The 12,403-nt window shown below is 62.2% G+C and carries 15 protein-coding genes; 9 read left to right on the top strand and 6 right to left on the bottom strand.

The window, feature by feature from the left end; genetic code table 11:
• Positions 1 to 210 precede the first annotated feature (210 nt).
• A complete protein-coding gene (locus tag O2S87_RS11035; protein WP_475408844.1) occupies positions 211 to 666 on the bottom strand; it encodes a universal stress protein in 456 nt (151 codons plus the stop codon).
• Positions 667 to 760: 94 nt separating this feature from the next.
• Here O2S87_RS11035 and O2S87_RS11030 point away from each other — a divergent pair, with 94 nt between their 5' ends.
• The gene (locus tag O2S87_RS11030) at positions 761 to 1,210 is read left to right on the top strand and encodes a universal stress protein (RefSeq protein WP_475408843.1); all 450 of its coding nucleotides are present in this window, start codon (positions 761 to 763) and stop codon (positions 1,208 to 1,210) included.
• A 2-nt stretch (positions 1,211 to 1,212) separates the two neighbouring features.
• Here the strand turns inward: O2S87_RS11030 and O2S87_RS11025 are convergent, their stop codons facing one another.
• Together O2S87_RS11025 and O2S87_RS11020 are read right to left on the bottom strand one after the other, a co-directional pair.
• Entirely contained in the window at positions 1,213 to 1,755 is a 543-nt protein-coding gene (locus O2S87_RS11025) for an N-acetyltransferase family protein (protein ID WP_475408842.1), read from the bottom strand.
• On the bottom strand, positions 1,752 to 2,120 hold the full coding sequence (locus tag O2S87_RS11020) for a universal stress protein (RefSeq protein WP_475408841.1): 369 nt from the start codon (positions 2,118 to 2,120) through the stop codon (positions 1,752 to 1,754). Before O2S87_RS11020 ends, O2S87_RS11025 begins: the two co-directional genes overlap by 4 nt.
• A 111-nt stretch (positions 2,121 to 2,231) precedes the next feature.
• Here O2S87_RS11020 and O2S87_RS11015 point away from each other — a divergent pair, with 111 nt between their 5' ends.
• The 4 genes from O2S87_RS11015 to O2S87_RS11000 all read left to right on the top strand — a co-directional run bounded on the left by O2S87_RS11015 (position 2,232) and on the right by O2S87_RS11000 (position 5,595).
• Positions 2,232 to 2,900, top strand: a complete 669-nt coding sequence (locus O2S87_RS11015) for a DUF5806 family protein (protein ID WP_475408840.1) — start codon at positions 2,232 to 2,234, stop codon at positions 2,898 to 2,900.
• 85 nt (positions 2,901 to 2,985) lie between these two features.
• The gene (locus O2S87_RS11010) at positions 2,986 to 3,303 is read left to right on the top strand and encodes a hypothetical protein (RefSeq protein ID WP_475408839.1); all 318 of its coding nucleotides are present in this window, start codon (positions 2,986 to 2,988) and stop codon (positions 3,301 to 3,303) included.
• A 163-nt stretch (positions 3,304 to 3,466) separates the two neighbouring features.
• Positions 3,467 to 4,705 carry a helix-turn-helix transcriptional regulator gene (locus tag O2S87_RS11005; protein WP_475408838.1) on the top strand — a complete coding sequence of 413 codons (1,239 nt, stop codon included), beginning with the start codon at positions 3,467 to 3,469 and terminating at the stop codon, positions 4,703 to 4,705.
• Positions 4,706 to 4,752: 47 nt separating this feature from the next.
• Positions 4,753 to 5,595 carry a polyprenyl synthetase family protein gene (locus tag O2S87_RS11000; protein ID WP_475408837.1) on the top strand — a complete coding sequence of 281 codons (843 nt, stop codon included), beginning with the start codon at positions 4,753 to 4,755 and terminating at the stop codon, positions 5,593 to 5,595.
• A gap of 4 nt (positions 5,596 to 5,599) precedes the next feature.
• On the opposite strand, the gene O2S87_RS10995 is transcribed toward O2S87_RS11000, so the two are convergent.
• On the bottom strand, positions 5,600 to 6,331 hold the full coding sequence (locus O2S87_RS10995; protein WP_475408836.1) for a hypothetical protein: 732 nt from the start codon (positions 6,329 to 6,331) through the stop codon (positions 5,600 to 5,602).
• Between the two features lie 242 nt (positions 6,332 to 6,573).
• On the opposite strand from O2S87_RS10995, the gene O2S87_RS10990 reads away from it, so the two are divergent.
• The 3 genes from O2S87_RS10990 (at position 6,574) to O2S87_RS10980 (ending at position 8,943) form a co-directional block, all read left to right on the top strand.
• On the top strand, positions 6,574 to 7,287 hold the full coding sequence (locus O2S87_RS10990) for a phosphoribosyltransferase family protein (RefSeq protein WP_475408835.1): 714 nt from the start codon (positions 6,574 to 6,576) through the stop codon (positions 7,285 to 7,287).
• 85 nt (positions 7,288 to 7,372) lie between these two features.
• Complete coding sequence (locus O2S87_RS10985) at positions 7,373 to 8,632, top strand: sensor histidine kinase (RefSeq protein WP_475408834.1); 1,260 nt, start codon at positions 7,373 to 7,375, stop codon at positions 8,630 to 8,632.
• A 65-nt stretch (positions 8,633 to 8,697) separates the two neighbouring features.
• The gene (locus tag O2S87_RS10980; protein WP_475408833.1) at positions 8,698 to 8,943 is read left to right on the top strand and encodes a glutathione S-transferase N-terminal domain-containing protein; all 246 of its coding nucleotides are present in this window, start codon (positions 8,698 to 8,700) and stop codon (positions 8,941 to 8,943) included.
• A gap of 6 nt (positions 8,944 to 8,949) precedes the next feature.
• On the opposite strand, the gene O2S87_RS10975 is transcribed toward O2S87_RS10980, so the two are convergent.
• Entirely contained in the window at positions 8,950 to 9,918 is a 969-nt protein-coding gene (locus tag O2S87_RS10975; protein WP_475408832.1) for a transcriptional regulator, read from the bottom strand.
• Positions 9,919 to 10,073: 155 nt separating this feature from the next.
• Between O2S87_RS10975 and O2S87_RS10970 the strand changes: the two genes are divergently transcribed.
• Positions 10,074 to 11,384, top strand: coding sequence for a TiaS agmantine-binding domain-containing protein (locus O2S87_RS10970; RefSeq protein ID WP_475408831.1), 1,311 nt, complete (start codon positions 10,074 to 10,076; stop codon positions 11,382 to 11,384).
• Between the two features lie 17 nt (positions 11,385 to 11,401).
• On the opposite strand, the gene O2S87_RS10965 is transcribed toward O2S87_RS10970, so the two are convergent.
• Complete coding sequence (locus O2S87_RS10965; protein ID WP_475408830.1) at positions 11,402 to 12,361, bottom strand: succinylglutamate desuccinylase/aspartoacylase family protein; 960 nt, start codon at positions 12,359 to 12,361, stop codon at positions 11,402 to 11,404.
• Positions 12,362 to 12,403 lie beyond the last annotated feature (42 nt).

Here is a 12,403-nt window from a genome sequence, read left to right as displayed (position 1 = left end):
GTAGTTTAATCAGTTGAAATTGTGGTAGTTTAATCAGTTGAAATTGTGGTAGTTTAATCAGTTGAAATTGTGGTAGTTTAATCAGTTGAAATTGTGGTAGTTTAATCAGTTGAAATTGTGGTAGTTTAATCAGTTGAAATTGTGGTAGTTTGACCAGTGGAGACCGTGGTAGTTGGTGGCTACTCGGAGTAGCTACTAACTACTCAGGTCTCAAGCGGCTGCGTCGGCTTCGGCGTCCCCGGCGTCTTCCAACTGCCGAACGGTGAGCACCGGAACAGGGCAGGTTCGAACGACGCGTTCGGCCACGCTGCCGATCAGAAACCGGTTTTCGCCGTGTCGACCCCGGGTGCCAGTGGCGACGACGTCGGCGTCGACCTCACGGGCGTAGGTGCTGATCTCGACAGCGGGTCGGCCCTCGCGGACGGCGGTCGTGACCGGTTGGTCGGTCGAATCGGAGATCGCCGCCAGCGCGTCGTCGGCCTGTTCGGCGAGTGCCTCACGGAGCTGGCTTCGAACCACCTCGGGCGAGGAGTCGACCTCGCTGGCATCGATAATCGACAGCGCGTGAACTGTCGCATCGAACCGCTCGGCGAGATCGAGCGCCACCGAGACCGCCCGGCTGACGCTGTCGGAGCCATCGGTTGCAATCACGATCGTCTCGAACATGGCTCGTGGTTCGTCCCCATGTGGGATAAAGGGCGACATCCTGGCGAGCGGAATAGAGGGGAGCGTTTTTCAGGACTCCGTTCGACGACCACGTATGGCGGAACTCGAAGTCGACCTCGTGGTCGTCCCCATCGACGGAAGCGAGGAGTCACGGACTGCCGTCGAGTACGCGGTCGCAATCGCCGACCAGTACGGCGCGGCAGTACACGCGCTCTACGTACTCGGAGAGACAACGGTCCGGGCGATCGACCGTGGAGCGGTCGCAGAGGGCGATGTCGCCGACGACACCAAAGCGTTCAGCGATGCCGTGAGCGAGCTTGCGGCTGACGTCGACGTCGATCTCACCACCTCGATCGCCGCTGGCTTTTCGACGGCGGTTAAAACGCTCCATCCCGGCGGCGTCGTACTTGATACGGCCGAACAGCTCAATGCGGATTTCATCGTTGTCCCGCGCGAGCCGACTGCTGACGCGTCGAGTGACGTGTTGGAAAAGGCCGCCGAGTACGTCCTGTTGTACGCGAGTCAGCCGGTCTTGTCGGTCTGAACTCAGCCGTCTTCGCCCAGCCGGATCGCCATCTCGAGTTCGAAGCTCTCGGCCCCGGTCGTCTCGAAGCCGACCTTTTTGTACAGCGACACTGCCGGATGGTTCCAGCGTTCGACAGTGAGCCAGACATTCTTGATGTCGTGACTTTCGCCGTGGCCGAGAAGTGACTCGATAAGGTGGGTTCCGATGCCTGCCTCTTGGTAGTCTTGGAGGACGAAAATCGCCAGCTCGTAGTCACTGTTATCTGGAACCAGCGTCGAGTGGCCCGCAGCAGTCTCACCATCCCACGCGATCACGTTCAGACAGTCCTCGGAGAGAATACCGTCAAGCCAGGTCCGCACACGCGACTCTCTGCCAGGCGGAATACCCTGGGCGCGATCGGCGGGATCGAACGCGGTGTACATCTCGACGAGTGATTCGTACTCGGTCTCGGAGCCATCGTAGGGGCGGATCTCAATCTCTCGGTCCTCGCGGTCGACGAACTCGACGGGCGGCACCTCGAACGGTCCCGAAACCGCCTCGGGGTAGCGACGGTCAGTGTTCATCGGACGAGCGTCACCGTCACGTGCGAGTTCAACAGGACGAACTCGGCGGTCTGATTGATCTTGATCTTGCCCATCGGACTGGTCGTACTCCCGCCGAGGACGATCTCGTCGAACGCCTCCGATTCGGCGATATCGACCAGCGAACTGCCCGGATTGCCTTCGACGTGACGAACGTCGACCGACAGCTCCGCCTCGGAGGCGGCGCTTTCGACGCGGGCTTCGAGCCCGTCGCGGCTCGCGTCGGTACCCTCGGACTCGACGATGGCGACAGTCAGCTCGTCGCCCGCCTCGACCGCCCGCTCGACGGTGCGGTCGAGCGCGTCGACCGAGCCATCTGTGCCGCCGATACCAAGTAGGACCTTCATATACTCACGCCTTGGAGCGCCGGCTCAAAAACGTTGTCAGTCGACCGACCTTCGGTGAGCGCCGCACGAGGCCACGACAACCCTTTTGAGGTGGCCGTTCGGACCGTGGGTATGGACGACAACGCCGCACCCGATCCCGCCGACCGGGCCGACTCGGCGGCCGGTCCGGAACAAAGGGACGACGAGACCGATGAGGCAGTCGGCGACAGGGACGACGAACCAACCAATGATAGCCAGCAACCCACAGTCCCAGCGGACGTCCGGAAGTACCAACGGTTCACCAAGATGGACGGCGCACAGTACGACCGGGTCAACGAGTTCCTGCGGGATCGAACCTACATCACCGCTCGCGAGTGGGCGATCGCCCGCCTCTGTGCGGATTTCCGGACCGAAACCGGCGTCGAGATGACCAAAATCGGTGAGAACCTTCCACGTTTGATTCCCTTTATGACCGACACCTACACACCCCAGGCGGTCAATCAGGCCCGCTCGTCGTTCGAAGGCAAGGTGACCAAAGCTGGCTCGACGTTTCTGTACGGGGCCATGTCGGGGTTTTTCACGGCCGAAGAGCTCGATGACCTCATGTACGAGGTCACCGAGGTCGCCAAGTTCCTCCTGGAGGTCGAGGGCGTCGACCTCGCGGTCGACGACGAACTCAACGCCGAAGAACGGATCTCCTCGGTGATGCGAGACGTCCGCCAGCAGAGCGCCAAACTCCGCGCCGAAGAAGTCGAGTGTCCCAACTGCGGCCACAGTCACGTCCCGGAAGACGCGCCGTAATCGGTCAGACGAATACGTTCGTTGTGTCGACACTCATGTTAGCCACCAAGAATGTTCTTACGGTGAGCGGCCGAATATCGGGTGCATGGCGCTACTGAAATCAGAATCCGACAGCGGCACGGTAGTACAATCCGGCGGGGATTCGGAAAACACAGAGGCGATGGCTGGAAAACGCGGCGCAGACATCGCACTGCTTGCATCAGGAGCCTCGGTGCTGTTGGCCTGGCACCAGTTCTATCTCAAAGGCAACAAAACGCGCGGGCTGTTCGTCGGCCTGTGGCCGCCGACCATTCTCGCGTTTGCGAGCTACCTCAACCAGAAAGCGATTCTCGACAAGCTCGACCAGTCACTGCTGAGTTCGACCGGCGGCATCGAATCGCTCCGCAAGATGATCGTCGAGTAGAATCAACAAACAAACACAGAGACTCGCAACGGAGTCGACTGACCGTCACCAGGCTGGCATCTGCGGCGACCGAAACTGACAGGTTTCGTATGGAACGGCGTCGTTTGTCAGACGGATCGTACTGATAGAAAGCGTTTTCCCCGACGGCTGTGAGATGCCAGTAATGCGGTCTGTCGTGCTCTCTGTCGTTCTCGTCGCCCTCCTCACACTGGGTGTCATCCCGGCCGGAGCAGCCGGAGGGATTGCCGTTACGGACGGTGAAAGCCACACGGTTGACCAGTTGGGCACACCGTCAATAGAGACGACCGACCATCCCGCTGTGGCCCAGTTCCAAGGCGACTCGACCGAGGCGTCGACGGTGTTTGCGATCAATCTCCAAGCCGATCGGAGCGCCGACTGGACGGTGACCACCGAGTATGAACTCGACAACGAAAGCGAGCAGGAGGCGTTTCAGGAAATGGGCGAGGAGTACGAGGCCGGAGCGGTCACTGCAGGCCCCGATCTCTCGTTGTACGAAAACCTCGTGCGGCTCGCCAGCGAGCAAACCGACCGTGAGATGTCGGTCGAAAACGTCGACCGGTCCAGTAGCGTTCAGGGCGACGTCGGCACGCTCAAACTCTCGTTTACCTGGGTCGAGTTCCTCGAAGCGGACAACGAAACGCTTCTGTTCGACGAGACGCTTAAAACCGGAGACAACGAGACGTGGCTGTCGACGCTCAGTGATGACCAGGAGCTTCGGATCACTACCCCACCAGGCTATTCGATTACGAGCGCTAATGTCGGCTTCTCGGATAACACAGTCGTTGTGACAGGTCCCCACACGTTTGAGTCCGACGACCACATCGGAATCATCCTCGAACCCTCTACGGGCCCCTCGTGGGAACTGCTCGTGGCGGCGACCGTGATCGCGGTGTCAATCATCGGCGGCGCACTGTTACTTCGCCGACAGACCGACGACGAGGTGGATGGGTCAACGATGGACACCAGCAGCGGCAATGACTCCTCCGGCGGGGGTTCCACCGCCGCCAGCGCAACCGGCGAGGTCGGGACCAACGGCGGCAGTGATTCCGAGGAGTCGAAAGCCGACTCATCGTCGACCGACATCTCGAGCGAGCCAGCGAGCGAATCGTCGACCGACCCCGAGCCAGCCGAGGACCTCTCGCTTCTGGCCGACGACGAGCGGGTGATTCGGCTGCTCGAACGCAACGGCGGCCGGATGCGCCAAGCCGATATCGTCACCGAAACCAAGTGGTCCGACGCCAAGGTTTCACAGCAGCTGTCGTCGATGGCTGACGACGGCCAGATCGAAAAGCTCCGGATCGGTCGCGAGAACCTCATTTCATTGCCCCACATCGATGCGCTTGACGGCTCGACGGTCGACGAGGACGAGAAATCAGACTAACGGTGGTTCCGTCACCTACTTGCGCCGAGAGTTCCTACAACAGGCAGATGGAGTATTTGGAGCGTCGAGTCGGGCTGGTCAACAGCCAGCTCGAATCGGTTATCGAGGCAACCGATCCCGACGAGCTGGCCGACCAGCTCGACGGCGTCGTCCTCGCGGGCGGCAAACGTGTCCGACCGGCAGTCACGCTGCTCGTCTGCGAAGCCCTCGGTGGCGAGCCCGAAGACGCGGTCGACTTCGCGGCGGGTATCGAGCTGGTCCACAACGCTTCGCTCGTTATCGATGACATCATCGACCGCTCAGAAGTCCGCCGTGGGACACCCAGCGCGTGGGCCGCCCACGGCTATGGCCCGGCGATCATCGCCAGCGACGGCCTGCTCGGCGAGGCGTTCGGCCTCTTTCTCGGCAGCGAGCGGGCGACGCGGATCGTCGCCGAATCCATGGTCGAACTCGGTGAGGGCGAGGCGACCGAGCTGGTCGACCGACCCACCACCGAAGCCGAGTATATGACGCTCGCCCGCCGGAAGACGGGTGCGCTGTTCCGCGCCGCCGCAGAACTGGGCGCAGTCGCCGGAAAAGCCGATGCCGCCACCGTCGAGGCCTTCGGTGAGTACGCCGAACGGGTCGGCGTCGCCTTTCAAATACGCGACGACGTGCTCGATGCAACCGGCGACGCCGACGACCTCGGCAAACCGGCCGGACAGGACGAGGTGATGGACCGGCCCTCGCTGGTGCAGGTGACCGACCTCACCCCCGAAGAAGGCGATGCTCGCGCCCGTACACAGTCAGATCTCGCGTTGGAGGCGCTCGATCGAACCGGCGTCGACGACACCGACGCCAAAGCCTATCTCAGGGATCTCGCCGAGTTCGTCGTGGTTCGCGAGCGGTAGGCGGTCAGTCCTGTTGGTCTGTTGTCTTCCCGCCGTCGCCTTCGAGGCGGAGCCCGAAATGGATCACAAGCCCCACTCCCACGGTCATGATCCCACTGAACGCACGATCACTATCCAGTGTCTCCCCGTGGAGCGACAGCGCCACCAGGGGCGCAACGAAGACGACCGCACCGAGCCAGCCGCGGGGGTTCAGTCGAAAAGAACCCTGGAACGTTGTTCGTGGGTTGAATGAGACTCCCGCAGTCGGTCCGTATCGGGTCTGCGAAAGCTGCGTCTCGTCGATGAGCCGAAACCCGGCCGGAAAGACGGTCCGTTCCCAGTCGACTGGATCATCGTGCTGTCGATATCCCCGCTCGACGAACTGGAGGGCGGCGGCGAGCCCAACAGCTCTTGAAACGACCGGAACGAGCAGGTGGGGCCATGTCCAAAAATCGGTGTCGACGACGATGTCGACCGGGGCGGTGTAGACGACTGCAGGGACGAGTGCGGGGACAACGAGTGGAAGCGAGACGTTGCCGTATGGAGAGCCGATTGCGTGGGTGTAGAGGCTACCCGCGTAGCTGCCAGCGCCAATGGATGCAAACGGACACGAGCCCGATGGCTGAGAGACCTCCCCACGGCATTCCGGTAGCCACGACGATGTAGAGCAACAGCCAGAGGGACGGAATCGAGACGGTCCCGAGCCAGTGTACCGGTCGTGGGTATGTTGTGAACGAACAGAATCCCAGATAGGCACCGGCTATACGGTACCTGTCGGAACGGTGAAATACAACCGTTCGAGGCGCCTCGAGCCACAGAGACCACAACTGTCGACCGTCGACGGCGATGAGAGCAGCGCCGAGGAAGCTTGCGATGGGCCACTCGATGAACGATGCCCCTCACCAACAACGGAGCAACCGTATCTGTTCATGTGTGTGTGTGTATTTGCAGATATAGGTATCGACATATTCATACTTGCACAACAGCGACGATTTAGTTATGAACAGAGCAGAGAAGGCCGCCCTCCAACTGCAGGCCGTGGCAGTCCTGCGGATGCTCAAAGAGACCCGGACCTACGAAGAGCTCTCCGAGGTGACAGGACTCCCGGCGGGCGATCTCAACCGGTACGTCAACGGTCATGTACTGCCCGGCACCGAACGAGCCCGTGACGTCGTCGAGGGGATCGGCCGCGAGGCGCTGGCTGACGAGTTGCAGGCGCGGGTAACGTTCGACGACGAGGGGTACGTCGACAACTCGGCGGTCGTCTTCGACCAGTCGTTTCTCAATCTCGTCGCGCCCGTCGCCGCCAACAGCTTCGGCTTCGAACACCCCGACGTGGTACTGACCGCCGCCACCGACGGCATTACGACGGGCGCGGCGATGGCCTCCTACTTCGATGCCCGGCTGGCCTACGCGAAGAAATCCAAAGAGACAGCCGTCGAGGAGTTCATCGAATCCCGACAACGGCTCGCGTCGGGAATCGAACTCACCTACTACCTACCCGCCTGCGCGCTCTCGGCTGGCGACTCGGTGTTGATCGTCGACGACCTGATTCGGTCGGGCGAAACCCAGGAACTCCTGTTGGATATCGCCCGCCAGGCTGACGCCCCCATCGCTGGCGTGTTCGCGCTCATCGCGGTCGGGACGACCGGCATGTCGCGGGCGCGTGAGCTGACCGACGCCCCAGTCGGTGCCCTGTCGGCGTTCGACTGAACCAGGAGATACCGAAACCGCGGTTATTGTTAGGATTCAATACTGTTTTTATACAGGGGCTAAATTCGTAGGTACGAACACAACGATGTCCGAGTGTCGACAGGTAGCGAATCAACTGCCCGCGATGGTTTCGGGAGCAGGGTTACTGTTCGCACTGGTGCTTGCAGGCGAACTGCTGAGCGCCGGGCTGTATCCGATCACGCTACCGAACGGCTATTTTATCGGTGTGGTGTCGAGCCTGGCGTTTATCGGCGGGCTGGTGTATATGGGCCACTGGCTCACAAACAACGATCTCCCGGAAGATCGCTATCGGCGGCTCGGGGCCTGGAGTCTGGGCGGCGGAGCGACGGGCGTGATACTAATCAGCTGGCTAGCAGTTGGTTCGATGCCAACGAGCGTTCTCTCGGTGCATTTCGCCGTCGGTACCGTCCGATGGGCTGGAAGCCTGGGCGCACTGGTTGGCGTGGTGATGGGCGTGTTCGAAGCGTGGGCGATCGAACGACAGGAGGTCGTCGACCAGTTGGAGAGCCAAACAGATGCCCTGAAACGCGAGCGAGACCGCCTGGAGCAGTTCGCAAACATCGTCTCACACGACCTTCGAAACCCCCTGCACGTTGCCGAGGTATGGCTCACACTCGTCCGCAAGGAACACGAGAGCGACGGGGGCGAGCAGCTCGAGCAGCTCGACCAGATCGCCACCGCCCACGAGCGGATGGACGCCATCATCAAGGACACACTCACGCTGGCCAGAGAAGGCAAAACCGTCGACACAACCGAGCAGGTCGAACTCGGAACGCTCTGCGAAAAAGCCTGGTCGGTCGTCGAAACGGACCAGACAGCGCTCGAAGTCGAGACACCGATCACGGTTGAGGCAGACCGTGGCCGGCTGCGACACGTGTTCGAAAACCTGTTTCGGAACAGTATCGAGCACGGCTCGACAAGCAGCCAGACACAGCCCGACAACAGTATCGAACAGGGGTCGACAGAGACAACAGAGACGGCAGAGACAACAGAGACGGCAGAGACGGCAGAAACCGAGGAGCCGGAGATGACGATCCGCGTCGGCCCGCTCGTCGACGACTCGGGGGTTTTTATAGCCGACAGCGGCTGTGGGATTCCCGCTGGCGAGCGGTCGAGCGTGTTCGACAGCGGCTACTCGACGAGCGACACGGGAACGGGCCTCGGGCTCAGCATCTGCAAGGAGATCATCACCGCCCACGGGTGGGAGATTAGCGCCAACGAGAGCGATGAGGGCGGCGCTCGGTTCGAAATTACCGGCATCGACTCGCTGGAGCGTGTCGACGGGGCCGACTCCGAACAGGTCGTGGTCGACATGAGCGTGTAGACGGGTGTGTGACCGTAGCGCACAGGATCACGGGGTTCTTTTGTATTGCGGTCCTACTAATCGTGATGGCAAACCTCATCCTGTACGAACTGCCCGGCTGTCCGTACTGTGCGAAAGTGATCAATAAACTCGACGGACTCGACCTCGAATACGAGTCCCGGAAGGTCCCGCGTGCACACAGCGAGCGCACCGAAGTCGAGGAGGTAAGCGGTCAGACCGGCGTCCCAGTCCTTATCGACGAGGAACACGGCGCCGACGGTATGGCCGAAAGCGACGATATCGTCGCCCACCTCGAAGCCCACTACGCCTAAGTCGAACTACTCGTCCGGATCGGCCGCCCGCTCGTGGATCAACTCGCGAATACGGTCGGGGTCGTCGATCGCAGCCAGTTCCTCGCAGGAGACGATGGCCGTTCCGTCGACCGACTCGCGGTTGACACGATCAGTCGTGAAGTAGATCGACCGCGTTTCGGTGACCTTGCCGATCGAACTCATCAACCGCGCGCGTTTTTCGGCACTCGGCGTGAACGAGGAGTGACCCGTCAGCACCGTCCGCTCACGCGAATCGCTGTCCTCGCTGACGGCTTTAAATGGCGAGCGGTTGGTCGGATGGACATCGAACCCCGCGTTCGTTAACGCCGCCAGCACGTGTTTGTCGTCGGGGTCGACCTCCGGGCCGTCGGGGATCGGGTCGGCGTCTCGAACTCCCTCGGCCCCGTCGAACACGGAGACCGGGTTCGAGAAGGGCTGGTTGAACAGCTCTTCGAGCTGGATGGCGACCTCGATCGAGGCGTTCATTCCGTCTTCGTATTTGGACACTGTGCGCCGCGAAACCCCGAGTTCAGTGGCAAGTCGACCCAGACTCCAGCCGCGCTCCTCGCGCTCGTCGGCCAGTAGGTCGCCGTCGATACTCACGTAGAGGCCGCCGGGGGCCGCGTAGATGAGCGGTGGGACCTGCTCGATGAACAGATCGTAGGCCGTATCGGGGTTGAACACCGGGACGCCGTGGCGGAAGTAGACGACGCCGGGTTCGAGATCCTGGTTCCGGGTTCGCAGGCCGATCACCATCGGGGTCGCCGACAGGTAGTCGCCCAGCCGACGGAGCTCGGCACCCGTTTCGCCGGTGAAGGCGTCGATGTTGCCGAGGATTTTCAAGAGCACGAGGTCCTCGCCGCGCCGCGCCGCAAGGTCGAAACTCTTGGGTCGAACCGAACACCGGTCGCTGACGAGAAACCCCGCGTCCTCCAGCATCGCCGTGATGTTGCCGACCAGTGCTGTGCGTGACATAGCCGGATATAGGCGAGTTTAGCCTTATATGTGTTCCGTCGCCACGCACCGTCGACCACGCCCACGTCCCCGGATTCGATAACCGAGAGTCACAACGACAGTGAGTCGTCGATCGACTCGAAACTGGTTTTCAGTGGGATCACCAACAGCCGCTAATGACTGTGATCGGCCTCGACGACACCGACTCTCGTAACGAGGGGATGTGTACGACCTACCTCGCCACGCGGCTGGCCGAGGCGATCGAGGCCGACGGTGGCCGCGTCGACCGCCGACTGCTCGTACGCCTGAATCCGGCAATCGAACACAAAACTCGGGGGAATGCCGCGCTCGCACTCCACACAGACCTTGACGTCGACCGGGCGTTCGAGTTGGGTTGCGACGTCGTCGAATCGCTCGCCATCGACGCCGACAGCCGGACGAGCCCGGGCGTCGTCGTCGCTCCCGGGAGTCCCGACGCGGTCGACGAGCGAGTGGTCGACCACGCCCGGCGAGCGGTTTGCCACCGTCACTCGCTCGAACGGACGCTCGCGGCCGCAGACGACGCGGGCTACAAACACGGCGGCTGGGCAGCCGAAGGCTGTGAAGTTGAAGGTCGTGGACGGATCGGTGCGCTGGCGGCCGTCGGTGCATGGGCCGCGTTCGACGAGTGGACCTACGAACGAATCGCCTACCGGGAGTTCGACCGGAGTGGCACACCTCGCGAGGTCGACCACGACGCGGTCTTTGCAGCCGCCGAGGCGGGCTATCCCAAGGTGTGGGACACCGTCGACCGCGGCGAATCCCAAGCCGTCTGTGTGCCCAACGCGCCGGGGCCGATCCTCTACGGGATTCGTGGCGAAACAACCGACGCGGTCGAGACGGTCGCTGCCGAAATCGCCGCCAGCGAGGGAACCGAGCCGGTCGACCGAGCGGCCACCTTCCTGACGAACCAGGGAACCGACCACCATCTCGAAACAGGAACGATCGGCTCGCTTCGGGAGCGAGCAGGATACCGCGTCGACGGCGTCGTCTCCACCCAACCCGAGACACGACGAGGGGGCCACGTCTTCGTCGAGTTGGCCGAGCGCGGCGACGAGTATACAAATACGGTCGACTGCGTGGCGTTCGAGCCGACCAAACGGTTTCGCCACTGGGTCCGTGACCTCCGGGTCGGCGACCGGCTGACCGTCTGCGGCGAGCACTCGGGGGGAACGATCAAACTCGAAAAGTTCGCGGTTCGAGCGCTGAACCGCACCGAACGGGTCACGCCGACGTGCCCCAACTGCGGTCGACGGATGAAATCTGCGGGTCGCAACCAGGGGTATCGGTGTCGCGACTGCGGAACCACCGAGCCAGGAAAAGTAGAGCGCGAGGTCGACCGCGAGCTCGAAAAAGGGTGGTACGAGGTGCCGCCATGTGCGCGTCGACACATCGCCAAACCCCTGATTAGGGGTGGGTTCGACGCACCGACACATCCCGAACGGTGAAAATTGAAAGGGGCCGGTCAGTAGCTGTCGACGTTGGTGCCGACCGAACAGACGTACTCGCCGGCGGCGACCTGCGGCAGCCGCCGCGACCGCCAGAAGATGCCGCTGTTGTCGGCACTCACGCTGGCAGTGATCTGGCCGAACGCATCGGTGACCTCGAAGATCGTCTCGCCGGCCGATACGCGCGAGCCGAGTTCGACCCGATAGTCGACGATGCCGCCAGCGGGCGCGCCGTACTGATCGAACCGTTTGGCGCGCGTCTGGCGGCCGGTGTTCACTTCACCCTCAAGGAAATCGTAGTACCGGAGCACGTTGAACACGCCCTCGACGCCGCGCTGAATGCTTTCCTCGCTGAAGCCGACCGAGCCGCCGAGTTCGGGATCGATCGTTGGAATGCCCTCGTCGGGGCCGACACGCGCGAGTTGCCCCTCGGGGCCTTTCTGATCGAGGACGTAGCCACAGTCGAAGATCTTTGCGAGTCGCAAACACTCGCTGTGGAGGCTGTGTCGACGCCCACACCGAACCCGGACCTCGTCGATCATCCGGCTGGTCGAACCCTGGTGGAGATCGAGAATGAGGTCTGCCTGTTTGGCGGCTTCGAACACCGCCGCCGCAATGCGTTCGCTGGAACTACCGGTGGCGTCGCCGGGGAACGTGCGGTTGAGTTTGCGGTCGTCGATCGGGTTGCGGTGTTCGGCCACCTGAAAGCCGAAGTAGTTGACAATGCCGACGACGACGACCGACCCCGACAGCGTCGACGGATCGAGTTGGGGGACGACCCGGCGAATAACGCCCAGGCCATTGAGTTCGTCGCCGTCGCTGACCGCCTGCAGATAGAGCCGTTTGCCGTCGTCGACGCCGTTGATAACCGCCACTGGCAGTTCGGCAGCGCTTCCGTCACGGGTTTCACCGACATCGAGTCGACCCACGTTGAGTTCGCCTGGGGCCGCACTCGCAGTGCCGAGCGAGATCGTCATTACCCCACACTCCGACCGCACTGACCTTTATGGGTTCGGTCG

Source organism: Halohasta sp. A2, assembly GCF_056175805.1.
This window is presented reverse-complemented; position numbering and strand designations above follow the sequence as displayed.